The sequence below is a fragment of the endosymbiont of Riftia pachyptila (vent Ph05) genome (assembly GCF_000224455.1).
Taxonomy (GTDB): domain Bacteria; phylum Pseudomonadota; class Gammaproteobacteria; order Chromatiales; family Chromatiaceae; genus Endoriftia; species Endoriftia persephonae.
On sequence record NZ_AFOC01000038.1, the window covers coordinates 1 to 24,503 of the forward strand.

The 24,503-nt window shown below is 59.9% G+C and carries 23 protein-coding genes; 14 read left to right on the forward strand and 9 right to left on the reverse strand.

Going from position 1 to position 24,503, the window contains the following annotated elements; genetic code table 11:
- Positions 1–138: 138 nt before the first annotated feature.
- The 14 genes from RIFP1SYM_RS07515 to RIFP1SYM_RS07580 all read left to right on the forward strand — a co-directional run bounded on the left by RIFP1SYM_RS07515 (position 139) and on the right by RIFP1SYM_RS07580 (position 14,084).
- The gene (locus RIFP1SYM_RS07515; RefSeq protein WP_006475581.1) at positions 139–726 is read left to right on the forward strand and encodes a cytochrome c oxidase subunit 3 family protein; all 588 of its coding nucleotides are present in this window, start codon (positions 139–141) and stop codon (positions 724–726) included.
- Between the two features lie 7 nt (positions 727–733).
- Positions 734–1,006 carry a cytochrome C oxidase subunit IV family protein gene (locus RIFP1SYM_RS07520; RefSeq protein ID WP_005961373.1) on the forward strand — a complete coding sequence of 91 codons (273 nt, stop codon included), beginning with the start codon at positions 734–736 and terminating at the stop codon, positions 1,004–1,006.
- Between the two features lie 16 nt (positions 1,007–1,022).
- Positions 1,023–1,805 (forward strand): CbbQ/NirQ/NorQ/GpvN family protein, encoded by a 783-nt coding sequence (locus tag RIFP1SYM_RS07525; RefSeq protein WP_005961374.1) that lies wholly within the window; start codon positions 1,023–1,025, stop codon positions 1,803–1,805.
- Complete coding sequence (locus RIFP1SYM_RS07530) at positions 1,795–2,199, forward strand: hypothetical protein (RefSeq protein WP_005961375.1); 405 nt, start codon at positions 1,795–1,797, stop codon at positions 2,197–2,199. The genes RIFP1SYM_RS07525 and RIFP1SYM_RS07530 overlap by 11 nt, the downstream gene beginning before the upstream one ends.
- A gap of 83 nt (positions 2,200–2,282) precedes the next feature.
- Complete coding sequence (locus RIFP1SYM_RS07535; protein WP_010083600.1) at positions 2,283–3,236, forward strand: 4Fe-4S binding protein; 954 nt, start codon at positions 2,283–2,285, stop codon at positions 3,234–3,236.
- A gap of 22 nt (positions 3,237–3,258) precedes the next feature.
- A complete protein-coding gene (locus RIFP1SYM_RS07540; RefSeq protein ID WP_039960002.1) occupies positions 3,259–5,094 on the forward strand; it encodes a nitric oxide reductase activation protein NorD in 1,836 nt (611 codons plus the stop codon).
- Between the two features lie 97 nt (positions 5,095–5,191).
- Entirely contained in the window at positions 5,192–6,106 is a 915-nt protein-coding gene (locus RIFP1SYM_RS07545) for a hypothetical protein (RefSeq protein WP_005961378.1), read from the forward strand.
- Between the two features lie 35 nt (positions 6,107–6,141).
- Entirely contained in the window at positions 6,142–6,396 is a 255-nt protein-coding gene (locus tag RIFP1SYM_RS07550; RefSeq protein WP_240991724.1) for a P-loop NTPase fold protein, read from the forward strand.
- A 30-nt stretch (positions 6,397–6,426) separates the two neighbouring features.
- Positions 6,427–7,011 (forward strand): hypothetical protein, encoded by a 585-nt coding sequence (locus RIFP1SYM_RS07555; protein WP_006475577.1) that lies wholly within the window; start codon positions 6,427–6,429, stop codon positions 7,009–7,011.
- Positions 7,004–7,930, forward strand: coding sequence for a P-loop NTPase fold protein (locus tag RIFP1SYM_RS07560; RefSeq protein ID WP_240992054.1), 927 nt, complete (start codon positions 7,004–7,006; stop codon positions 7,928–7,930). Before RIFP1SYM_RS07555 ends, RIFP1SYM_RS07560 begins: the two co-directional genes overlap by 8 nt.
- Positions 7,931–8,023: 93 nt before the next feature.
- Positions 8,024–9,295, forward strand: a complete 1,272-nt coding sequence (locus RIFP1SYM_RS07565; protein ID WP_005961382.1) for a glutamate-5-semialdehyde dehydrogenase — start codon at positions 8,024–8,026, stop codon at positions 9,293–9,295.
- A gap of 9 nt (positions 9,296–9,304) precedes the next feature.
- On the forward strand, positions 9,305–9,937 hold the full coding sequence (gene nadD / locus RIFP1SYM_RS07570; RefSeq protein ID WP_005961383.1) for a nicotinate-nucleotide adenylyltransferase: 633 nt from the start codon (positions 9,305–9,307) through the stop codon (positions 9,935–9,937).
- Between the two features lie 59 nt (positions 9,938–9,996).
- The gene (rsfS, locus tag RIFP1SYM_RS07575; RefSeq protein ID WP_005961384.1) at positions 9,997–10,356 is read left to right on the forward strand and encodes a ribosome silencing factor; all 360 of its coding nucleotides are present in this window, start codon (positions 9,997–9,999) and stop codon (positions 10,354–10,356) included.
- Between the two features lie 305 nt (positions 10,357–10,661).
- On the forward strand, positions 10,662–14,084 hold the full coding sequence (locus tag RIFP1SYM_RS07580; RefSeq protein WP_240991723.1) for a LamG-like jellyroll fold domain-containing protein: 3,423 nt from the start codon (positions 10,662–10,664) through the stop codon (positions 14,082–14,084).
- A 256-nt stretch (positions 14,085–14,340) separates the two neighbouring features.
- Here the strand turns inward: RIFP1SYM_RS07580 and RIFP1SYM_RS07585 are convergent, their stop codons facing one another.
- From RIFP1SYM_RS07585 to RIFP1SYM_RS07625, 9 genes are all read right to left on the reverse strand, one after another.
- The gene (locus RIFP1SYM_RS07585; protein ID WP_005961386.1) at positions 14,341–15,570 is read right to left on the reverse strand and encodes a type II secretion system F family protein; all 1,230 of its coding nucleotides are present in this window, start codon (positions 15,568–15,570) and stop codon (positions 14,341–14,343) included.
- A 22-nt stretch (positions 15,571–15,592) separates the two neighbouring features.
- Entirely contained in the window at positions 15,593–17,287 is a 1,695-nt protein-coding gene (locus RIFP1SYM_RS07590; protein WP_005961387.1) for a GspE/PulE family protein, read from the reverse strand.
- Entirely contained in the window at positions 17,268–18,866 is a 1,599-nt protein-coding gene (locus RIFP1SYM_RS07595; RefSeq protein WP_005961388.1) for an ExeA family protein, read from the reverse strand. The genes RIFP1SYM_RS07590 and RIFP1SYM_RS07595 overlap by 20 nt, the downstream gene beginning before the upstream one ends.
- A complete protein-coding gene (locus RIFP1SYM_RS07600) occupies positions 18,848–19,579 on the reverse strand; it encodes a tetratricopeptide repeat protein (RefSeq protein WP_240992055.1) in 732 nt (243 codons plus the stop codon). Before RIFP1SYM_RS07600 ends, RIFP1SYM_RS07595 begins: the two co-directional genes overlap by 19 nt.
- A gap of 164 nt (positions 19,580–19,743) precedes the next feature.
- Positions 19,744–21,339 (reverse strand): pilus assembly protein MshL, encoded by a 1,596-nt coding sequence (locus tag RIFP1SYM_RS07605; protein WP_240991722.1) that lies wholly within the window; start codon positions 21,337–21,339, stop codon positions 19,744–19,746.
- A 29-nt stretch (positions 21,340–21,368) separates the two neighbouring features.
- Positions 21,369–21,932: a hypothetical protein gene (locus RIFP1SYM_RS07610; RefSeq protein ID WP_005961391.1), complete on the reverse strand. Its 564-nt coding sequence runs from the start codon at positions 21,930–21,932 to the stop codon at positions 21,369–21,371.
- Positions 21,929–23,083 (reverse strand): hypothetical protein, encoded by a 1,155-nt coding sequence (locus RIFP1SYM_RS07615; protein ID WP_005961392.1) that lies wholly within the window; start codon positions 23,081–23,083, stop codon positions 21,929–21,931. The genes RIFP1SYM_RS07610 and RIFP1SYM_RS07615 overlap by 4 nt, the downstream gene beginning before the upstream one ends.
- 141 nt (positions 23,084–23,224) lie before the next feature.
- A complete protein-coding gene (locus RIFP1SYM_RS07620) occupies positions 23,225–23,722 on the reverse strand; it encodes a hypothetical protein (RefSeq protein ID WP_005961393.1) in 498 nt (165 codons plus the stop codon).
- A gap of 3 nt (positions 23,723–23,725) precedes the next feature.
- Positions 23,726–24,436 carry a prepilin-type N-terminal cleavage/methylation domain-containing protein gene (locus tag RIFP1SYM_RS07625; protein WP_006475567.1) on the reverse strand — a complete coding sequence of 237 codons (711 nt, stop codon included), beginning with the start codon at positions 24,434–24,436 and terminating at the stop codon, positions 23,726–23,728.
- Positions 24,437–24,503: the final 67 nt, after the last annotated feature.

Here is a 24,503-nt window from a genome sequence, read left to right on the forward strand (position 1 = left end):
CTCGTAAAAGCACTGATTCAAGAATTAACTATTATCAAAGCGGCCCGTGGACCATTCTGATATTTTCTTACCAATTGAGTAGGTTATATGAATTAACCCCCTCCTGATGGTGGGGCTTATCGATTAATGGAAGTAGCAATGACGACAGTGGCAAACAGCCTGGATCAGGCGAAGAGATATCCGCCGGGAGACCTGGCGATTTGGATCTTCATCCTTGCAGAGCTATCGGTATTCGCGGTCTTTTTCGCCGCCTATGCCTTTACTCGCATGAACAACGTGGAGCTGTTTAACGAGTTTCAACAGCATTTGGATCGGCAGGCCGCATTGATAAACACTCTGGCACTGATCACCAGTTCCTATTTTGTGGTGCGTGCCGTCAGTGCGATTCGCGAGGGCAGCAGCAAACTCTGTGTTCGCTGGCTGTTGGCGGCATTGTCGATGGGAGTGGTGTTTCTGGTAGTGAAAGGTGGTGAGTATGCCCACCATTTCGGTGAGGGCATCACCCTCAGTACCAACACCTTCTATATGTTCTATCTCTCCCTGACCTTCTTCCACTTCATGCATGTCATCATGGGCATGGTAATTCTGTCAGCGGTGGCGGTGATGGCACACAAAGGCAAGTACAGCGCCGGGGAGCATACTGGCGTGGAGACCGGCGCCTCCTACTGGCATATGGTGGATCTGCTCTGGCTGATCCTCTTTCCACTCGTTTACGTGATGCGGTGACAAGATTATGAGCAGTAATAAAAAACTGGGTATTCGTCCCTGCACTTGGGTCTATCTGTTCTTGATGTTCTTCAGCTTTGTGACCTTCCTGATCGGCCAGATGGGCTTTAGTGGCCTACAGGTCGCTCTCGGGGTGCTCTTTCTGGCCCTCATCAAGGGACAGCTGGTGGGTCACTACTTCATGGGATTGGGTTCCGTCCGCGGGATCTGGCGTTGGCCCGTCTTTATCTGGCTCTTCATTCCCGGTATGTTGATCAGCACCGCGTTTTACCTCTCTTAATCTAATAGGCCCCACATTGACTGAGCTGCCTTTCTACAAGCCACAGGGCAATGAGATCGCCCTGTTCGAGCACGCCTATAAACATCAGCTGCCGATGTTGATCAAAGGTCCGACCGGTTGCGGCAAGACCCGTTTTATTAACTACATGGCGGCCAAGCTGGGACGTCCTGTCTATACGGTGGCCTGCCACGACGATCTGACTGCCGCTGACCTGGTCGGGCGCCATCTGATCGGCGAGAGCGGCACCTTCTGGAGCGACGGTCCGCTGACCCGGGCGGTAAGAGAAGGAGCCATCTGCTATCTCGATGAGGTGGTGGAGGCGCGCAAGGACACCACGGTGGTGCTGCACCCGCTCACCGACGACCGGCGTATCCTGCCCATTGAGCGCACCGGCGAGACCCTGCATGCGCCGCCGGAGTTTATGCTGGTGGTCTCCTACAACCCTGGCTATCAGAATCTGTTGAAGGGGATGAAGCCGAGCACCCGCCAGCGCTTTCTCGCTGCCAGCTTCGATTTTCCCAATGCTGAGCTGGAGCAGGAGGTGCTGATCGGCGAGACTGACATCGATGAGACCCTTGCCAGACGCCTAGTGATCCTCGCGAATGCGCTGCGTTCGCTTAAGGATCACGACCTGGAAGAGGCCGCCTCGACCCGTCTGCTGGTCTACACCGCGACCCTGATCAAGGGAGGGTACAACCCGCTCGAGGCCTGCCGCGCTGCTTTGGTGGAGCCGCTGACCGATGATGAAGAGACCAGTGCCGCACTGATGGAAGTGGTGGAAGTTACCTTTGGCAGATGACCTCCAGGAACCGCCTGGTCAGGGATTTGCAATTGTTGCCGAGTCGCTCTATCTGGCAAATCTGCTGATTGCACCGGGGCTGGCGTTTATCGCGCTTCTCTATTTCTATCGAAAAAAGATGCAGGGGGCGCCGCCATTGGCAGTTTGCCATCTGCAACAGACCCTCGCTGCAAGCCTCTGGGCAGGTGTGCTGCTGGTCCTTGTCAACCTGCTGATCCTGGCGCTCGGCGGTTATGAGGGTACCTATACCTGGATGCTGGTGATCATATACTTCACCGTTTGCCACTCCACGCTGGTGCTGCTTGGCGTGCTCGGTCTGGCCAAGGCGATGGCCGGGCAATGCTTTCGTTTCCCGTGGGTGGGGTGTCCCCTGCCTCCTGGTTGCCAGGATTGATCCAGATCAAGCCATTGTTCCTGACCGCAGAATACCATAGCAAATCACTCGGGTATTCACTTGTTACAGTAACAAAACCCCATATGTCTCTCTCCCTGCAACACAAACGCCATCTCTTTCAGGCCGGTTTCTTCCTCCTGTTTGTCCTGGCGCCGCCCCTCGATCTGTTTCGCTTCGATCTGACCCTTAACCATTTCATCCTCTTCGGCCGGCCCTGGACTTTGGGGATAGACCAACTGGTTGCTGGGGAGATCAGCAGTACCGAGGCGGCTGCCAACATCTTTCTTCGTGGTTTCCTCCCACTCGCGCTGGCGGCGGCGGGGCTGATTTGGATTGCCTGGCGCTTTGGTCGCCTCTACTGCGGTTGGCTCTGTCCTCACTTCTCGGTGGTGGAGACGATCAACCGGCTGATGTTCCGTGCCAGTGGCAAGCAGAGCATTTGGGAGAAATCACCACAGCCGGAATTGCAGCCGAATGGTCTCTACATGAAGCCGGACAGAAGGTTCTGGCCGTTGACCTGGCTGGCTGCATTGTTTTTTGCCTTCCTCTGGGCGGTCAGCTTTCTCACCTATCTGCTGCCGCCGTTTGAGATCTACCATAATTTGTTCCACTTCAGCCTGACCGGCAATCAGGCACGTTTCATTGGTGCGGGGACTGGGTTGCTGTTCATCGAGTTTATGTTTGCCCGCCACCTCTTTTGCCGATTTGGTTGCGCAGTGGGGGTGTTTCAGAGCCTCGCTTGGATGGCCAACAACCGAGGCATGGTGGTGGGTTTTGATCGCAGCCGCGCCAAACTCTGTGGCGAATGCAACAACGCCTGCGACAATGTCTGCCCGATGCGCCTCAAGCCACGCAGCATCAAGCGGCGCATGTTCACCTGTACCGAGTGCGCGCAGTGCATAACCGCTTGTGAAACGGTACAGAAGCCTTTCGCGCGCCAGACCTTGTTGCAGTGGGTGGAGGATGAGGCGGCAATCGCAGTGGCTACGGGACGACCTGTCACCAGTCAAAAACCGAAAAGCCAGCCAGTTCCATGATTCGTTCAGAGGCTCCATAGGCATGGAAGAGAAAGTAGGCGAACTCTGGCACCGCTTGATCACCCGCATGGCGCGCACCAGCCACCCGGAGGCGGCGGTTACCCTGGAGCAGGTCGGCACCACCGTTGGCATCCTGTTTCGTGCCCTGGGTGGCGACGGCGGCCTGCAGGTGGAGGCGGCCCACGCCACCGAACACGGTGCCCGTCGCAGCTTGCTACATCGGATTGCCGGTGACAGCAGAAAGGTCGAGCTGGCCTGGCGCGATGAGCAGTACCTGCGCCTGCCCGCGGTGATCGATCTGTTCCCCTCCCCCCAGCTGAACCGGGATCTCTACATCTGGCTGGCGGCCCTGGCGGTGGGCGATCACCAGGACGAGGAGGCCTGGTTCGGCAAGAATCAGCGCCTGACGATCAAGGCCCTAAACGACTATCCTGGCCTGCGTCCACGTTACCAACGGTTGGTCGAGGCCCACCTCGCACAACGCATCCAGCCCGACAGCCAGCTCAAAGCCGAGGCAGCCCAGGAGGCAGCTATCCGTCAGGCGCTGCGCGAACCCGGCAGCGTCGAACAGCTGCCGCAGAGCCGGCGCCCGCCGCAACCTGTGCCGCTCTGGCTCCACCCCTTTCCTCCCGTGGTTGCTGCAGCCGGTGCCTCCGATGATTCTGATGAGGCAGGCAGTAGTAGCCGGGGCGAGATCAAGCAGATGGAGGAGCAGAACCGCCAAGCCGAGCGCGCCGAAAAACCCGAAGCAAAGGATCGGGGGTTGATCACCATCCGCATGGAGAACATCTTCACCTGGGGGGATTTCCTCAACCTCGACCGCGGCTCCGAGGAGAACGACGATCTGGAGAGCGCCGCCGATGCCGCAAAAGATATCGACGTGCTGAGCGTCAGCCGGGATGCCAAGGCCTCCGCCAGCAAGCTGCGCTTCGATCTGGATCTGCCTGCCGCCTCAGAGGATGACCTGGTGCTCAGCGAGGGGGTTCTGCTGCCGGAGTGGGACTTCAAAAAGCAGCGGCTGCTGCCCGACCTCTGCCGGATAGTGCCGATGCTGGCGGCCAATGCCGAGCCGGTCCCGCTACCGGATCATCTGCGCCGCACTGCGCGAAGGCTGCGTGCCCAGTTCCAGCAGCTGGCCCCAGCGCGAGTCTGGCACCGCAACCAGCAAGAGGGCAGTGAGATCGATATCGATGCCTACCTGCGTTTTGCCACCGATCGCATGATTGGCCATGCCGCCAGCGCCGATGGCCTCTACCGCGATCTGCGCATCGGCTCGCGGGATCTCGCCTGCCTGCTGCTGGCTGACCTGTCGCTCTCTACCGACACCTGGGTCGATAACCACCGGCGGGTGATCGATGTGATCCGCGATGCCCTGTTCCTGTTTGCCGAGAGCCTCTCGGCTACCGGCGACCGCTTCGGCATCTATGGCTTCTCCTCACGCAAACGCGACCCGGTCCGCTTCCATCAGCTGAAGACCTTTGATGAGAACTACAATGCGGCGATCCGCGGTCGTATCGATGCCATTAAGCCCGGCTACTACACGCGCATGGGCGCGGCGATCCGCCACTCCACCAACCTGCTGAAGGCGCAGCCCTCGGAGCGCCGTCTGCTGCTGATCCTCACCGATGGCAAACCCAATGACCTGGACAAGTACGAGGGGCGCTTCGGTATCGAGGATACCCGCCAGGCGATCCGCGAGGCCCGTGAGCTGGGGCTGCAGCCCTTTTGCGTCACCATCGACACCAAGGCCAACGACTACCTGCCACATCTGTTCGGTAGCGGCAGCTATGTGGTGATCCACAAGCCCTCGCAGCTGCCAAAAGAGTTGCCGCTGCTCTATGCCAGATTGACTGCCTGATCGGATCAGAGATTTTAGCTGCCAGGCGACACTCGGCTCTCTTGTAACCCCTTCCTGGCTGAACCAGACTGACAGTCAGGTAAAAGGGGGAAACAGTATGGCCGGACCTCCATTGCCCAGCAAAGAGGAGCTGGCGCAATTATCGCCCGAAGCGCTCACCATCTATGCCGGGCGTTCTGCATTGCGCGTGCTTCCTTTGATAGCCAATCAGGGGACTGTCGAATCCTGGGGTTCTGAGGCGCAGCAGAAACTGCAGGTAGTAGAGCTGGCAGCGGCACTTTTCATTGCCGCCCTTACCGAAGACACCTCCAGCTATCAATATGATTTTGGGGGGGAATACCCGGAGGAATCTGCTGTCGCCATGGTGAGCGCCGCTGCCCCCGCTCTGGCGCGTGGGGCCCTGAATGCTGGCAGCGGGGTCGAGTATATTGCGGCAAGGGCGATATCAGCGGCCGCCTACGCTGCGGGTACTGCCTCACGCGCAGTGGCGACAGCCAGCGTCTCACCCTCAGTCATTAAAGGGAGCGCCTTCGCTGAAACCATAGCTAATCCCCAGCTGATCCACGCTGACTCAGATTTCCTCGTCTACGCCGATCTCGCCGTTGCCAGGGGCCGTGAGGTGGCGGTGAAGACGTTTGGCGCAGGAGGCTTTGAACGCAATGTGCGGGTGGACTTCGAGGCTCTGATAAAAGCCCGGTTGCGTGACATGCTGTCTATCCCTCTTTGGCCGGCGGGGGAACCGGATAACTGGGGCGATTTTCTCGCTCCTTGGGAGAAGGCGCTGAGGATGGTTGACCCCGAAGTCTGGGATCGTTACCAGCAGTGGCTAGGTGGAGGCGGCTCATTGCGGGAAGAGTACCACCGTCTGATAGGTCACTGGTCCGCAGAGCATGAGAGGGAGGTGATGGAGGCGGCAGCCTATCAATTGCCGCTACCTGAAGCGGAGTCAGAGGGTATCCCGGCCGCCGTCGAGCCCATGCCAGGAGAGATAGGCAAGGTCCCCGTCAACTGAAAGATATCCCTGCCGAAGAGGATACCTTGGGCCGGGTGGACTTGGTCAACGCTCTAGCCGACCTACTCGATCACAGCGACGGTGAGCACATCACCATCGGGCTGATGGGGCATTGGGGGACGGGCAAGAGCACGGTTCTGAGTCTGTTGAAGAAAGAGTTGCGTTGCCGGCAGGAGGAACGGTTTTGGGTCGGGTGTGATGAGACGATCACCTGCTGGGAGGCCCTCGTCAAGGTGCTCCGGCGTTATGCGGGCTGCTGGGGCAAGCAGCGAGCCCGGCTGACGACCTAGTTGCGCTGTTTCTGGCCAGTATGTCCGATAATGCACAAGGAAAAGCAGCCCGACAAACTGGTGTCGGAAACCCACCGTTACCTCTTTGCCGAGTTCAATGCCTGGCGCTATGAACACACCGGCAACATGCAGGCCGGGTTGGCCCAGGAGGTGGTGAAAGGGCTGACCAACGACCTGGACTGGATTCGGTGCAATTGGCTGGCGCTGCAGCTGGTGACGTCGTCACAAAGGATTGGTGTCTATCTCTGGACAGGCCTGTTCCTGCTGATCGTGGAGGTTGTCGGCATTCAGTGGCTTGGGGTAAACGCCGCCTATCTTCCTCCTATGATGGCTCGCCTGGTGGGCGATACCTCGGGCATTGCGCTGGGATTGGGTGGTCTTGCGGGCGTCGGTGCGCTGTTCGGTATGCTGTCCAAAGGGCGACAATTGTTTGCCCAGACTTGGGTCGACACATTTAAGACCTACCTGCGTCTTCCCGACTTCGGCGAGTACCTGGGTACCCTGCCGGTGATCAAGGAAAAGGTGGATAAGCTCTGTCGGATACGCCTGCATCGGCCCTGTTTCCCGCGCCGTTTGCTGCTCTATATCGATGATCTTGATCGTTGCGGTGGATGAACGCATGGCGCTGGCAGCGTTGGCCCAGCACTATTATGAACTGGCGGAAAAGGGCAGTCAGCGTACCGCCCAGGCCATCGCGCGGGACTATCTTGGCAAGATTTTTCATCTGCCGGTCTGCCTGAGCGATCCGGCGAAGGAGGATGTCGAAAACTATATCCTCAAAGATCTTATTGTCGAGGTGCTGCAGGATGCCGATCTGTCATCGGATAAAAAGAAGGGATCTTCAGGAACGGACGCATCCGGTGAGCTCACCGTGAGGCCCGGGCCTCATGGTGCTGAGCCCGGGCAGCAAGTGGCACCGGGGAGTTTGCCGGGAGATTCGGCGGTGCCAGCGCAACAGAAATTGGTGGACGAAATGCAGCCCTCTGGAGGTGAAGTCGTTCCTGAAGAGACGGGGGCGGAGGAAGGTGGCAAGGCGCCGAAGGAAGATAAGAAACGAACCCAGTTGCTGGCCGGTAAAGCGATCAGAGAAACGACAAAAGAGCGTGAGCTGTTCATGCAACTGGCGGACTGGCTGAAGATCTCCAATCCGCGCCGCCTGAAACGACTTTTAAACAGTTATCGTCTGATGAAGGCCTTAGACGCAGGCAGGCGTGGCACCATCGATTTGATGTGGAATAAACGGCATCTGACGATGCTCTTCTGGTTGGAACACCTCTACGTTCAGGAGATGATCGAGCAAAAGCGCGAAGAGAAGTACCTGTTCGGCCCTGATATGGAGATACAGGGGGCAAAACTCGCCCCCAAGACCTACTGTCTACTGATGGAAGAGATGGCGAAGGATGTTGCGGAGGAGACGCGTCGGTCTTACTACGAAATGCTGAAGCTGGAGACGATGCCCTTCATGTTACCTTTCTCCCATATCGTGGTGGAGAGTCAAAGAGAGGCGAAGCAGACGGAGACACCATTAGAATAAGTTGGGCCCAGCTCGCTGACCGAGCCGGGAGCTGTGGGCCAACTCCACTGCCCATTCTGGTAGAATCTGTCTCTTTCCTCTCGCAGAGTACCGATGATGACCAAGATCACCGATGTTGCCGCCTATATGAATGAACTGGGTGGCAAAGCCCGCACCGCCTCCCGTCGTTTGGCTGCCGCCTCCACCGCTGAGAAGAACGCCGCTCTCAACGCCATTGCCGACGAGCTGGATGCCAGTCGAGACGCCTTGATGGTGGAGAACAGGAAGGATCTGGAAGCGGGGACCGCCAAGGGACTGGATGCTGCGCTGTTGGATCGCCTGGAGCTGACCCCAGCGCGCATTGATTCGATGATCGAAGGGCTACGCCAGATCGCCGCGCTGCCCGATCCTATCGGCGAGATCTTCGATATGAACTACCGCCCCAGCGGCATCCAGGTGGGACGGATGCGGGTTCCGCTCGGGGTTGTCGGCATCATCTACGAGTCGCGCCCCAACGTCACTGCCGACGCCGCTGCACTCTGCCTCAAGTCGGGTAATGCCACGGTGCTGCGAGGCGGCACCGAGGCCTTTCACTCCAACCAGGCCATCGCCGCCAGCATCCACCGGGGTCTGGAGAAGGCGGGTCTGCCGGCGGATGTGGTACAGGTGCTCGCCACTACCGACCGGGCCGCTGTGGGCAGCATGATCACCATGCCCGAGTACATCGATGTCATCATCCCCCGGGGCGGCAAAGGGCTGATTGAACGCATCTCCCGGGACGCTCGGGTGCCGGTGATCAAACACCTGCACGGCATCTGCCACGTCTACATCGACGATCAGGCGGAGGTGGGCAAGGCCTTCGACGTGGCGATGAACGCCAAGACCCAGCGCTACGGCACCTGCAACACCATGGAGACCCTGCTGGTGGCGGAAGGGATCGCCGAGGAGATGTTGCTGATGCTGGCGGCGCCGCTACAAGAGAAGGGGGTGGAGCTGCGCGGTTGCCCGCGTACCCTGGAAGTGATCGACAACGCCGTGGCCGCCACCGATGAGGATTGGGACACCGAATACCTGGGGCCGATCCTCTCCATCAAGGTGGTCGCCGGGCTGGACGAGGCCATCGATCATATCGACCGCCACGGCTCCCAGCACACCGACGCCATCATTACAGAAAACTACACCCGGGCCCGGCGTTTCCTGGCCGAGGTGGACTCCAGTTCGGTGATGGTCAACGTCTCCACCCGTTTTGCCGATGGCTTTGAGTATGGTCTGGGAGCGGAGATCGGCATCTCCACTGACAAGTTCCACGCGCGGGGTCCGGTGGGGCTGGAGGGGCTCACCTCGGTTAAGTTTATCGTGCTTGGCGACGGCCATATCCGGACCTAGCACGCAGCGATGATCGGCATTCTGGGCGGTACCTTCGACCCGATCCACTACGGCCACCTGCGCACCGCACTGGATGTGCAGCAGGCGCTGGGGTTGGATGAACTGCGCTTTATCCCGCTTGCCAATGCGGTGCATCGGGATCAGCCGGAGGTACCGGCAGCGCTGCGCCTGGCGATGCTGGAGGCGGCAATTGCGGGCGAGCCGGGGTTTGTCGCTGATGACCGGGAACTGCAGCGGGGGGGGCGTTCCTATACCCTCGATACGCTGCTCTCGCTGCGGGGAGAACTGGGGGATGAGCTGCCGATCTGTCTGCTGCTGGGCAGCGACGCCTTCAATGGTTTTCTCTCCTGGCATCTGCCGGAGCTGGTGGCGGAGTTGGCCCATCTGGTGGTGATGACCCGCCCAGGCCAGGCGTTGCCGGAGGATCCGGCGCTGCAGGCGTTTCTCTCCTCCCGGTTGGTGGATGAGCCGGAGGCGCTGCGGCGCTCGCCGGGCGGCACTGTAATTCGCCTGCCCGTCACCCAACTGGAGATCTCCTCTACCGGGATTCGTCACCTGATCGGAGCGGGAGAGAGCCCTCGCTTCCTCTTGCCGGATGAGGTGCTGAGGCTGATCGAACGCCATCAGATCTATCGGAATTGAGCGTATCGTTGCCGTTGGCGTAGTATTACGAAACTAGTTAATAGATTGACAGGATAGATATGCAGGTAGAAGAGCTCAGAGATCTGGTCGTCGAGGCCCTGGACGATATGAAAGCAAATGACATTGTGGTGTTGGATGTGCGCGGCAAGACCAGCATCACGGACATCATGATCGTGGCCAGCGGCACCTCCGACCGGCATGTGAAATCGATTGCACAGACCGTGGCCTTCAAGGCAAAGCAGGCGGGCGAGGCTCCGTTGGGCAGCGAGGGGCTGGACGACGGCGAGTGGGTGCTGGTTGATCTCAACGGCGTGGTGCTGCATGTGATGCTGCCGAAGGTGCGCGACTTCTACCATCTGGAGCGGCTCTGGTCGATGGATACCCCGCTGCCGTTGAGCGAGCACTCCCAGGATTCCTGACTCTTTTCTCGCATGGATCGGCCCAGGCCGGTGTGTGCGCACAACCCCACCTTTTCCCCGCTGCCGCAACCTTCGGCTCTACGCAGTGGACTGTTCGCTTCTCTCCCGACTTGGGTGTGTGCCAATAAATTCCTGCAGTCCAAGGTGAGCGAATACTGACTTTAATCCTGCTGCGTTAACCCCGGCGTAGAATGGGAAGAACGTCCCGCATGGGAGTGGCAATCTGTGGGCTGGGCCACAAAGTGCTTGACTTGTTTGGGTTTATAGTCGGCCGACGAGCAATCCTAGCCCAAAGTCTGCGCAAAATGATGATCAAAAAGCACCCCGGATTTACGCTGGTCGAGATGAGCATTGTGCTCGTCATTATCGGAGCGATTCTCTCGATTGCGGTAAACCTCTGGCCGGGGCTGGTGCAGTCTGCCAAGCAGCGCAATAACGAGGCGATCATGCAGCGCATGGAGCTGGCGCTGGAGGGTTACATGGTGGCGGCGAGCCAGTTTCCCTGTCCCGATACCAATGGGGATGGTGATGCCACCGATGAGGTGATCCCCGATGGCGGTGTGGCGGGCAACTGCACCAGTTATGTCGGCACCCTGCCCTATCTCAGCCTGGGCCTGAGTTCTGGCAACGATGTCTGGGGCAACCCGGTCCGATATGCGGTATTCGCCAGCGCCGATCCCAATTTCAACGTGGATCTGACCGACCGGGGTGATATCTGCGCCGATCTGAAACGGGCCGGTAGTCAGCTCAAGGATGGCATGCACGACCCTGCGGCCCTCTATACCACCCAGTCGGATCTCACCGATACGCTGCTTCCGAATAGTGATACCAATCTCGCCTTCGTGATAGTCAGCGGTGGTGTGCATGACAAGGATGGCAGTGGCAGCTTCTTTGACAATCTCAACGGGGACGTGGATCCACTCCACTTTGCTGCGCCTAACAAGATCCATACCGATAGCTACGACGATACGGTGCGCGCCGTCTCCTTCGCCACCCTAAGCGGTCGCCAATGCCTGCTGAATGCGGGCGGGGCCCAGGAGAACACCCTGCTGCTCTGCAGCGATGGCCAGGATAATGATGGCGATGGCCTGGTCGATTGCTACGATCAGGACTGCTACGGACTGGGCGAGTGTCCGAATGGACCGCCGTCGGAGGATATCCAGATCAGTACCCGGGCGATGAATCATGGGGTGCTGGGGGGCGAGTATATCCACCAGTTCATCGCCACCGGCGGCTCCGGCCAATACTACTGGGCGCTAGATTCGATCACCCCGGCGATTCCGGGTCTGTCGCTCAACTACTGGGATGGCAAGCTGACCGGGGTTACCGAGGTCTGCGATGGCGACTATCAGGTGACCGTGACCGCCACCGACCAGTTCGATGCCACCAAGACCGCCAGCCGCAGTTTCGCCCTGCGGGTCGATACCGGGGATCTGAATATCGTGCCGGCTCACTCCGGTGGCACCCTGCTGCCCGACTTCATTGCCCAATATCTCACCTTCAGTCAACCGTTTCAGGTGATTGGGCCGCGCATCGGCGATCCGAACGGTGATGACTTCAACTGGGCGATCAACTGGGTCGGGGCTGGGGCCGACAACTTCGAGATCTTCTCCACCGGCGAGGATCAGGGCACCCTGAAGAAGACCGCCTCCTCCGCCTCGGGCAACTACCTCTTCTCGGTGGAGGCCACTGACAAGGCCTGCCCCAACAACAAGGTGATCGAAGGCACCTATAGCCTGGAGGTTACCCCGAGCGGCGCGGTTGGCCCCTATACCACCGATCTGTTGGCGGAGTGGCGTTTCGATGAGTGTCTCTGGGATGGCAGCCGCGGCGAGGTGCAGGACTCCGATCCCCAGGGGCTCTACTCGGGGCTGGCCGAGGGAATGGCGGTGACGGTCGGCGCGGGTAAGGTTAACCGGGCTGGCTACTTCAATGCCGGAGACTCCCTGCTGCTGCCCTATGTGCCGCTCAACAATACCAGCTTCACCTTTGCCGTCTGGGTCAACCTGAATGAGATGGGCGACGGTGAGCGTAGCCTCTTCTACCAGTGTGATGCGGTGGCGGTGAACCGTTGCCTCAATATCGGCCTGCGCAACGGCCGTCCACTGATCAGCTTCTCCAGTACCGATGCGGAATTGATGGCGCCAAATGCGCTGCCGCAGACGGGCTGGCACCATCTCTTCTTCGACTACAACGGGGCCAACGGTGAGCGGCGCATTCTGGTCGACGGGGCCGTGGTCGCCAGTGACTCGGCGCAACCCTTCAACGGGGCGGATGGCTCAGAGAGCGGGGGCGGTAGTTGGGTGGGGCGCGGCATCGGCAACATGCTCGGCTATCTGGATGAGATGATGATCTGGAACCGTATCCTCACCCCGGATGAGATCAGCTCCATCTACCAGATGCGCCGCGACCCACCGCGTAATATGGCTTGCTACGGCGAGCCGATATCGGAGTACCGTATGGAGACCATCTACCCCTGGACCGGGGCTGATGGCAGCGTCAAGAATGAGGTCGGTAGCGACCACGCCACCGCAGCGGCCTGGGGTAGCGGATCGCTGCCGACACAGACCACCCTGGAGGAGGGTAAGGTCTGCCGCGCTGCCTCCTTCACCGCAGTTGATGATCTCAATGGCAGCTATATCGACCTAGGCGACCCAGCCTCGGGGCGGCTCGATCCGGGCAACCGCGGCTGGAGCATAGGCCTCTGGTTCAAATGGGATGGCACCCCAGGTGAGAATCGCCTCTACACCAAGGAGGGTGCCTATGCGTTGCGCCTGGATGCCAACTATAACCGCCGCTTCCTCGAGTATCGCTGGGAGCCCAGGTGGCACTGGTCCGATAACGTGGGGCCAGACATCATCATCGAGCCGAACCGCTGGTACCATAACCTGATCACCTATGATGGCTTTCGCCAGGTGGTCTATATGGATGGGGAGGAGGTTTTCAGCCAACGCCTGGATGGCGGCGCCATCGGCAGCACCGATACCAGGGCCCTCATCGGTGCCCATGGTGGTGCTGGTGGTGATCTGATCCACTTCTTCAGCGGCCTGATCGACGAGTTCCGTGTCTACGACCGGGCGCTCTCCGCCGGTGAAGCCGAGGCGCTGATCAGCATGACTCACGACTGTAGCATCACAGCGATTCAGATCACCGGATTCAGTCCCGCGAGCGCCGAGTCGGGGGCGCAGTTGCTGGCTGGCAGTACAGGGCTGGTGCCGGGGGCGATCGGTGGCTCTCCACCCTATGTCTATGAGTTGCGCGATACCCAGATTTCCGGCCTCATTATGCCTGACCTGGCTACTGGCGAGCTGGCGGGCCAGGTGAACGTCTGTGCCGGCAGTCACAATGTTACTCTCGGTATCACCGACCGCAACGGCCTGACTGAGCAGACTACCTTGCCGGTGGAGGTGGTCTATGCCGAACTGGCAGTCTCACCGGGGATTGCCGACAATTTTACCTGCTCGGTCTCCGGTGCTTGCAGCAAAGAGTACACGGTGGTCGGCAACCATCTGGGTGAGATGCAGAACTGGGCGATCGAGTGGCAGGGCGGGGTCGATCCGGGCGCTATCAGCCTGACCAAGACCGGGCCTTCGACCGTCATCCTCGCCAAAAATGGCGGCGCCTTGCAGCCGGCCACCAACTACCGCTATCGCCTGAGTGCTAACGACAGCCGCTGCAGCGCCCATCAGGTGGCCACCGACTGGTACAACCTCGACGTGGTGGAGTGAGTCGGGCGGGCTAGCGAGGATGATCTTATAGGTCGGGCCTCGCCAGATATGTCGGGCACGGCCCGACCTATGGCGTTCCATATCTACTAGGTCTTGCACGAAGCAACACCCATCAGCGCTGAGATGGGAGATCTCTGTCTTGAGTCGTGGGACAGGCTGAGGGCCCTGTCTTGGATCGGGTGGCTAGGATGGGACGGACGGCAGAAGCCGAATCAACACCGCAATAAGGAACCCTGGCTGGCCTGGTTGCCAGCTGTCAGCCGATATGTCCGCCGATCAGATCGTAGATCGGCAGGAACAGGCCACCAAGGATGATGCCAAAGATACCGCCGGCAATGATCAGGATGATCGGTTCTAGGGATTTGGAGAGGGTTTCGACCTTATAGTTGAGGCGCTTGCGATACTCGGCCGAGACCCGCTTAAACTGTGCCGGCAGGGTACCGGTACGCTCACCTACTGAGACCATGCGCACCACATAGCTGGGGAACAGAGTTACCGACTGAAAGGCGTCGGCGACACTCTGTCCCTGGGTGATACGCTCGTGGATCTTCGCCACGCGCTCCTGGTAGATGGCATTGTTGAGGCTGCGGCTGACCATGTCGAGAGACTTGAAGGCATCCACGCCTGCATCCAGCAGCAGGTGCAGATATTCACTGACAAACGCCAGGTTGGAGGTGTGCTGCAGGCGGCCGATGATCGGTATCTTGAGCGCCAGTCCCTGTATGAAACGGCGGAATTTGTAGATCTTGGCGTAAGCGATCTTGGCACTGATGTACAGCACTGCCAGGGTGATCAAAACCACGACTAGATAGGCCTGCACCCACTCCGAGATTGCGATCAACGCCTTGGTGAGCGGGGGCAGCTCCACCTCCATCTCAGTAAACAGGGTCACGATCTGCGGCACCACATAGTAGAACCAGAAGATGACCGCTGCCCCCATGGTAACCAGGATGAAGCTCGGGTAGAGCATCGCTTGTTTGGTGTCGGATTTGATCTGCTCGATGCGCTGCAGATGGGTGGCAGCGACCTCCAGGGCACGGTCGATACGACCGGTCTCCTCGCCGATGCGCAGCAGGTAGAGCACCGTGTTGGAGAAGATCTTGGGATAGAGCCCCACCGCCTCGGAGATACTGCTGCCCGCCTCCACATAGAAACGGATATCTTCCATGGCGAGCGCTAGGGTCGGGTTCTCGGTGCCCTGGGCCGCCTCCTGCAGTGCCTCACTGGCCGGGATGCCACTGCCGAGCATTACCGACAGATTGGAGAGGGTCTCGGCTACCTCCGTAGTCTTTACTTTGCGCAGACCGAAGCGGGTGAATTCAGCGTATTTGGCGGCTAGCTTGCCGAGCTGGCGAATGTGCAGCACCGTGCCGCCTTCGTTCTCAAGGTAGTTGATCGCCATGGTCTCATCGTCATAGGGCAGACGAGCCACGCTGTTGGCGATGACGCCGCTGGGCTGCAGCATCTTGTAGCTATAGTAGGGCATTGCAGTAAGATGTGGCTGCGCTTCAGATCAGGCTGGGCTCTTTGCCCCAGCTATCGTCACTGTTGAAACCGTGGCCAAGCACCCGGTGTACCTCCTCGATCGAGATGGTGCCGGACTTCACCTTGACCAGCGCCGTGTGGAGGATGTCGCGGAAGCCGCTGCGCCGGGCGGCGGCCTCCAGGCTCGCCATATCGGCGCCAGAGCCGATCATCGCGCGTAGTTCCTTGTTGAACTCCAGCATCTCGTAGATCAGAGTGCGGCCGCGGTAGCCGGTGCCACCGCAGTGATCACAACCGGTCCCACGATAGAGCTCGGTGATATTGTTGTCGCCGATATAGTCGAGCTCCTCTTGGCTGGGAGTGTAGCCCTGCTTGCAGGAGGGACAGATGCGGCGCACCAGTCGCTGGCTGACAATGCCGACCAGAGAGTCGGCCAGCATGTAGGGTTTGATGCCGAGTGACTGCAGCCGCGGGATGGCGCCGATGGCACTGTTGGTGTGCAGGGTCGACAGCACCATGTGGCCGGTCTCGGCTGCCGTGAGCGCAGTCCCGGCGGTCTCCGGGTCGCGGATCTCACCGACCAGCAGCACGTCCGGGTCGTGGCGCAGAAAGTATTTGATGGCGTTGGCAAAGGTGTAGCCCGCCTTGGGGTTGACCTCGGTCTGGCGCAGCAGTGGCAGGCGGAATTCGATCGGGTTTTCTACCGTCAGCACATTCTTGTGCAGCAGATTGAGGGTCAGCAGGGTCGCATAGAGGCTGGAAGTCTTGCCCGAACCGGTGGGGCCGGTGAGCAGCACCAGGCCGAAGGGTTCGTTGAACATGCGCGACATGTGTTTCGCGTCGTCCTCGAGAAAGCCGAGCTGACCTATACCCATGAAGGCGCTCTTCATAGGTAGGATGCGCACCACCATGTTCTCGCCATAGGGGCAGACGGTGGTGGAGGCGCGGAAGTAGTATTGAGTGTTGAGGATGGTCGACTCAAACGAGCCATCCTGGGGCAGCCGCTGCTCAGCGATGTCCATGCCTGCCTTTAGCTTGAGGGATGAGATCAGCCGCTTGAAGGGGTTGGGCAGGGAGAGCATGGAACGCATCACGCCGTCGATGCGGAAGGCGATGTTGAGGGTGTCGGTCATCGGCCGCAGGTGGATATCCGAGGCGCGGTGTTTGGCGGCGAGATGGAATAGATGCTCCAGCAACTGCTCCACCGGACGCGCCTGGGAGTGGTCGTTGGAGATGATATGGATCTCCCGGTCCAGCAGCTCCTCCACCGGGTTGTCGAGAAAGTGATAGTAGTGGTGGATCGCGTCGATCAGCTTCGACTCCTCGACCATCACATACTCCGGTGCCAGGCCAGTATGGCGGGTCACCGTTTGGGTCATGCTGGCAAAGTCGATGCTCGATGTGGCGATTAGAATCTGGTTCTCATCGCGCAACACAGGCAGAAACTTTTGGCTCAGGCAGAGGTTGCGGTTGACCCGCCGCAGCAAGTTAGCGTCGATCGCCAACTGGTCGAGATCGTGATAGGGGATGTTGGCCTGGTCGGCCAGCCCCAAGGCCAGATCATACTCGGTGACCAGCCCGGTGCTGGTGAGGATACTGCCGAACTTCTCGCCGCTGACAGTGTGTTCGTGCAGGGCGAAGGCGATCTGCTCATCGCCGATTACGCCGCGTGCCTTGAGCAGTTCTCCTAGGGGTAATTTATCCACCGGTGCGTCCATCTTCTGGCTCCTTGGCGGCTTTTGCCGCGAGAGTCTGTTTTATGCGGTGCTGAATCCGATAGAGCGTGTTGCTGTCCGGATTGCCTGTGGGCGACAGTTGGTTGTCGCGCTGGAATTCGTAAATCGCCTTCATCAGTTTACCGCCGACTACGCCGTCGAGAGTGCCATCGTAGTAGCCGAGGCTGGCCAGATCCTGCTGCAGCAGCTCAACCGCTTCTCCATTCACGCCGTAGTGGTAGGCCTCTAGCCGGTAGGGCGCTTGCCAGAGCAGCAGCCATTTGCCAGAGGGTAGTTGCAGTAGTGGAGCCTCGTCGCTGGCGTCCTCCTGCTGTGCCAGAGTGACCGGCTGCAGAGTGTTGAGATTCGCCAGCAGGGCCTGAATCCTGCCGAACTTGTTCTGCCTCAGTAAGGGCGCCAGCAGGCGGGTCTGCTCCTCGAGCTGATAGGCAGCGAGGAATGTCTGAATCGCTTCGTCGCTGAGTGTTGGCGTGGCGGAAGGGGCAGCCGTTGCGAGAGGGGGCGGCGTTGCCACTGTAGAAGACGCTACGCTGCTTGGCAGCATTCCGCTGTTGTAGAGCAGGAGACTGATGACTGCACCTGCAGTGAGGGCCGCTGCCGCACCGCCCAAGAACCACCAGTGGCGTCTGCCGGCAGTGGCTGGAATCAACTCCGTCTCCGCCTCCCACACCAGTGAGGGGCTGATGGCGCGGCTGCGATGGGCGCAGAGGCCATACAGGCAGCGCTCCATCAGCAGGTTGAGGCGGCGTGGGTTGCCGTTGCTGAAGCGCTGAATCGCGCGCAGCGCGCCGGGCTGCATGCTGATGCAGCCGTTGCAGCCGGCCGTGTTGAGTTTGAAATAGATGTACTGTTCGGTGGTCTCTCGGTCCCAAGGCAAGACCCGAGCGTGTAGCGCCACCCGACTCATCAACTGGCGCAGATCGGTACGCTGCAGGTTCTGTTCCAGCTCCGGTTGGCCCACCAGCAGGATCTGTAGCAGCTTCTCACGTTCTGTCTCTAGGTTGGAGAGCATGCGCACCAGTTCGAGGCTCTCGATGGAGAGATTCTGCGCGTCATCGATTACCAGCACGCAGTTGTTGCCTTGCCAGAACTGCTCCAGCAGGAAGCTGTTGAGCGCATCCAGTTGCGACTGGAAGTCGGCGTTGCCGATATCGATGCCGAAATCTTTGTTGATCGCACGCAGCAGCTCGACCCCTTGGGTGAAGCTGTTGAGGATCAGCGAGCTGGCGATCTCCCGCTCCTGCAGCGCCAGCAGCAGGCGACGGGTGATGGTGGACTTGCCCAGCCCCACCTCGCCAGTGAGCAACATAAAACCCTTGCGTCCGAGGATCGCATGCAGCAGCTCGGTGACTGAGCTCTCGGCCCGCGGCTCGCGATAGAAGTGGCGCGCATCGGGCACCACCGGGAAGGGATTGTGGCTGAGCCCCAGATAGGTGAGATAGATGTCGCCCTCCACCTTTGTGCCGAACAGGGTGTCGGCGGCCAGTCCCCTTGTGGGCTGGACCGGTGTGGTTTCGGCGAGACGCAGTTCGCCGCCTGACTTTACAGCGGTTGTTTCCATCGTGCTTTGAGCGTGGTTGCGAGTTTTTCGAGTCGTAGATCACCCGGGTGCGACTGTTGTAGCCGCTGCAGCAGTTGAGATGCACCTACCTGATCGCCACGGTTCCAGCGTAGCACCACCAGATTGGCACCCGCCTCCAGGTTGTCAGGGTTCTTTTTCAGTACTTTGTGGAGCAGGTGCTCGGCCTCTTCGTGGTCGCCCTGACGTAGCGCCCAGTAGGCTTCCAGGTTGGTCACATAGGGGTGGGAGCGGCCTAGCAGTTTCCACAGGCGGGCCAGGTTGCGGTTGAAGTTGGCCTCGTTGCCACTGGCGATGGCGGAACGAATCGCGTTGATGCGTTGGGTAATCTTGCCGTTACGGCGGATCTCACGCTGCACATCCGCCTCTCTGTCGGAGGGGGTGTGGGTCGGTTGTTGCTGTTTTTCCTCCTCAGTCGGGATGGCGTTGAGCAGATCCATGCCCGCTGAGCCAGATTGGCCGGCTTGCGGTTCGAGATTCGGGGTCTCTGCCGGCGTGCTCTGTGGTCGGCCTGCCTGGGCGATAAGTGCCCGGGCTCTGCTGTTTGCTGGCTTGCTGGCGGCGTTGAAGGGAACGGTTGGCTGTCGCTCAATCAAGTCGGCGCTGGTGACTACGGGGTTTCCGCTGTTGGGGTGATTGGTCAGCAGAGTTGAAGTCAGCAGTGAGAGACTACCGCCAACCAGGAACAGGACCACAAACATGACCCAGAGGAGTGGCGAGCCTCTTCCGCTACGGCCGATCGTGAGGCGTTGTGCCTTTCGCTTTAGCTTGGGCGGTTCAGCAGTTGAGACGGGCGGCGGGTCGAGGCTTAGACCCTGGCCGTCGTCAGGTATCCCCTGGAGGGCTTGATGGATAAGGCTCATATTACTGATACTCGCAATACAACCACCAGCTCCCTGGTCTCCTGAAGGTCATCTTCCCTGCCAAAGATTTTGCCCAGCACCCCCAGCTTGTCGCGCCCGGGGAAGCCCGAGTCGGTGCTGCGGCGCATGTCGCTGATCAGGCCGCCGAGCATCACGGTTTCGCCGTTATGCAGCTTCACGGTGGTGCTGATCTCCTCCAGGTTGACCTTGGGCAGGGAGATGGCGACATTTTGGATGGTGACCAGCTTCAGACTCTCGAGGTCCACCTCACTCTTGATCGGGTGGATTGAGAGTGATACACGGCCATCTTCACCGATAAAGGGGATAACGCCGAGTAGCAGTCCGTCGAACACGGTGTCGGTCTTGATCTCGGTGGAGACGGTGCCGTTGCCGACTACTGTGGAGGTGTTCTGGGTGATTTTGGTCTCTTTGATATAGGTGTTGCTCTGCCCCACGCTGATCATCGCCGGCTGGGCGTGGCGTGCACGGATGGTGGGGTTTGAGAGCAGCTGCACTTCACCGAACGCCTCCAGCAGGGTGGCGGCAAACAGGGTGCTGTTATTGCCATTGAGATTGGAGAAGACCAGTCCCGCTTGCGGGGCCACTGGGCCGGGGGTGGAGCTGATCGTGAGCGGATTGGCGCCTGGGTTGAATACATCGTTGGAGAGGACCTGGCTAATGCCGGAGGAGAAACCGACGGTGCCGCCGAGGGCCTCGCGCAGCAGTGACCAGTCGATACCAAACTCATAGCCGTCGGCCAGCCTCACCTCGAGGATACGTGCCTCAATCAGCACCTGGCTGCCGACGATTTTCTGGTAGCGCGACACCAGCTTTTCCACGTTGCGCACCACCGAGGGTTTGTCGCGGACATAGAGAGTGCCGGAGAGGGCGTTCAGATCAGCCTTGCCCTTGGCAGAGAGCAGCGCCTTGATCGAGGTCTGCAGCGAATCATAGGGGTTGGTGATATTGCCGCTCTTGCCGGAGATTCTGAAGTTGCCGGTGAGGCTGGAGGTGCTGCCCTGGGAAGTGCTGGCACTGCCGAGTACGTCACCGCCGGCATCGAAGGAGGCAGTGGTCTGCGACTCGACAAAATCGAGGTGGAACACGGCTGTCTGAAACGGAGTGATAAACAGGGTGTTGCCGCGGGTCTCGCTGTGGAGGTCGGCGCTTTCGAGGATCCAGTTGAGTACCTGGGAAGCCGGGGTGTCGCGAAAGTGGACCGATATCGGACGCGGGTTGCTGCTCAGGGCTGGATCGATCAGCAGGTTGAGGCCTGCCTCTTCGGCGACCGCGCGCAGCAGATGGCGTACATCTTCGTTGTCCAGGGAGATGCTGATCAGCTGGTCGCCAAGCGGATCAAAGTTCGGCAGCAGCGGCTCGATCGGTGCACCTTGCAGGGCCGGGCCCTGCTCCAGATTATTGCGCACTTCATCTTGATAGCGACCAATTGTTTTCGAGCCATCGATCAGGCGCTCGCGGATCATCTGGTAAGCGGAGAGCTTGGGATCGCCCTCAGGCTGCTGTTTCTGCGGCACCGAGTTACAGCCGGCCAAGGTTAGCATGGCAGCCGCCAGGGGAAGGAGCAGATGCATTCGAATTTTTGTTGCTGTGTTGTTCGTGCTCATAGTCGGTTTTCCGCTGGGTTTTCCGTCCAGGACTGGGATAGCTGCCCGCTTTCAAGTGTGGTGGTCTCCATACCCACGCCTTTCTGCAGCCAGTGGCTGACATTACGCCAGCTTAAAAGCACACCCTCTGGCTGCACCTTCTCGACACGGGGCCCCTCCGGCAGGGTCTCGCCTTGACGGTAGAAGCGGCCGTCGATGACGCAGTAGCGCCGTTTTGATGAGACGAAGGTCATCGACAGGCTGTAGTGGGATGGCAGTTCAACCTTGGGCGCATCCATAATCGGGTAGGTCCGGGCGACCCGTTGGTAGCCGAAAGCCATCAGGTTGGCAGGGCCGCGCGGGGGAGCCTTCGGCGTCACCAGACGCGCCAGGCGCGGCTCCAGCTGGGCCAGGTCGGCGATTACGGTTGGCTTGACGCGCGGGATGTTGGGGGCCTTGGGTAGCTTGATCTGTACCAGCTGGCGAGGTTGCTCAAGACGCCAATAGGCATAGGCGGCGCTGAAGATCACCGAGAGGCTGAACAGCAGGGAGAGGATCAGGGGGAGATATTTGAGTCTCATTGCAGTGGCCGCTCCATCTTGATTTCAAAACGTGAGCGGTCCAGATCGGTGGTGAAGTTGCGCTCGACAATCCGGTAGCCTAGTTGCCGCAGGTCGAGCAGAAGCCCCTGCTGTGCCGCCTGAGCCTCGCGAAATCCCTTTTTCAGGGTGCCCCTGAGGGAGACGCTGATATTGCTCTCGCCATATTCGGCGCTCATGCTCTCGATCCGCTGCCCCTCACGAATCACAGAAGAGAGCTCGCTCAGCAGGCGCCGGTAGGAGGGGGCGATGCGTACCCAGGCGAGCTCTTGGGCGAAGTCGAGGGTGCTCTGATAATCGGGGGCCGGCTCGATGGGAGGTAAGGCCCGCTGCCGGAGTTCCGTCTGTAGATGGTCTGCCTCGGCAGTACGGTTGTCTGCGCTGACGTGCAGCATCTGACCGCCGATCGCAAGACCGGCAGCGAGAATCAGTCCGCTGACCGCGCTCAGGGGCAGGGACATCTGGGTTGTTTTGGCCGCCAATCCCATCGTGGTTGAGAGACCATGGCGGGGTTTTAAGAGCTTCAGGGTCTGTGGCAGCGATGCCTGACGCGGACCCTGTTCGGTATCCAGGGGTTCGGAGGGGAGCAGCAGTGCCGTGGCATCGAGTCGCTCGGTGAGTTCGACGGCGTGCTCTTCCAGTTTCTCTTCATCTTCTAGCCAGTGCAGAAAGATCAGTTCGCGCAGCTTGATATGTTCGTTCTCTTCGGCGCTGCGCAGCTCCTGGGCAAGAGAGTTCCAGAGTAGCTCCTGGGTGTCAGGTGTCTCGGTATAGGCGGAGATGGTGGCGGCAGTGAGCGGTCGGGTGGAGCTGCCCACCAGCAGTTCGGCATTGCCGTCATGCAGCAGCACCAGGGCCACCGGCTCCTTGCGTTTGAGTTGGCGCAGGGTCTGCCAGAGCACCTCATAGAGGGAGAAGATCATCAGGTGATGATGGTTGGCTGCCTGCCGCTCCTGATAACGTAGATAGGTGCTGGTGGGAATTGCGGTATAGAGCAGTTCTGTGGTGGTCTTGTCGCGGCTGCGCTTCCAGTGGGTGATGATGTAGGGGGATTCCTCCATCTCGCCCTTCTCCTGCAGCTGGCGGCGGATCAGGGATTCGGCATATTTGGCTGGCGCGTCGATACGCAGCACCTGGCTGACCGCGTTCTCCGGCTGGATCAGCCAGGCGGTATCCTGCGCGAGTTCGCTGGTATCGTTGAAGGGCGGAGGCTGCGTTTCTCCAGCAGCATCGGGCGGTCGTTGAGGTCGATCAGGTAGTGCCGCGCCATCGGATTATCTCGTACGTACCAGAAAGGCCCCACGTAGTGTCACGGTGGCGGTGCTTTCCTGGGTGTTGATCTCACTGTTATCGGCCATCTTGGCCCCTGAAATGGTCGCCTTGTTCTTTACCTCATCCCGAGTTGCGGTGATGTCGACCCGCAGGTATTCGGGCTTGTAGTAGAAGGCCGGTCCATGGTCTGCCTGAGCGAGCAGGCGGGAGACCAGGTCCCAGCTTGTCTCGCGCTGCAGGCTGACCGGAAAACGCTCCCAACTCTGCGGCGTAGCACCGGTGGCTGAGGCCTTGTCCAGCAGCGCCTTCGCCCGTGCGACGAAGGCTTGGTGGGCAGCGAGCCGCCGGTGCGACTGTTCGGTCTGGCGCTGCCACTCGTTGAGGGTGGCAAGGCGTTGGTTCGCCGCGTCCTGGCGCAACCACCCCTCTACTGCATAGTGAGTCGCAGCAGGAAGAGCGATCAGCGCCGACAGGCCAAGGAGCAGGGGCAGGGGAGACATGGCTTACAGGTTCAGACGCAGAACAGCGGCAGCACCGGCGTCGGGGCCGAGAGCAACATTGACCTTGGTGACGGGGCCAGTCTCAAATGCAGCGGGCCAGTTGGCCACAGTGGGGGTGGTGCCAGCGCCGCCGGCTACATTCTCTACATAGAGGAAGTTGCCGGCCTGACCGTTGGCCTCGCCATCGATGATGCGGTCCAGTGCGATGCCGAGATCGGTGGGGATGGCGGAGGTGGCAGCGCCCTGTTTCGCCTGCAGCCGGATTACGTTGCCGAAGCTGCCGGCGGAGGTGAAGGTCAGCATGATGGTGTACTGGGTGCCGTCGGCGGAGCTATAGCGGCGCTGCATGGTGCTGCCAGTGGCGCCCAGTGGTGGCGTCAGCAGGCCGACAGTACGTAGCTGATTGAGGATGTTCTCTTCAGTGATGCCGTCAGCCACCGAACCGTCGCGCAGATTGTTGGCGTCGGGGGCGTTGGTGTCATTGGCGATATCACCAAGGATCCAGCCGGTGCGGTCGTAGTAGTTCTGGTAGGTGACCATCCAGTCATTGATAAAGCCGTTGAAGAGCTTCTTCTGGTCGCCACTGCGGACCAGGTCCTTACCCTTGATAACAGCACCCAGGATGATGCCGATGATGATGATGACGATGGATATCTCGACCAGGGTGAAACCCGCGCTGCGATGGCGGGAACCCAGGATGTTCGGCCTGCTCATGTGATGACTCCTCAAGAAATTTTTTGCTTTGGACCTTTGTTTGTCGCACGGCTTGCCAAAAGAACTT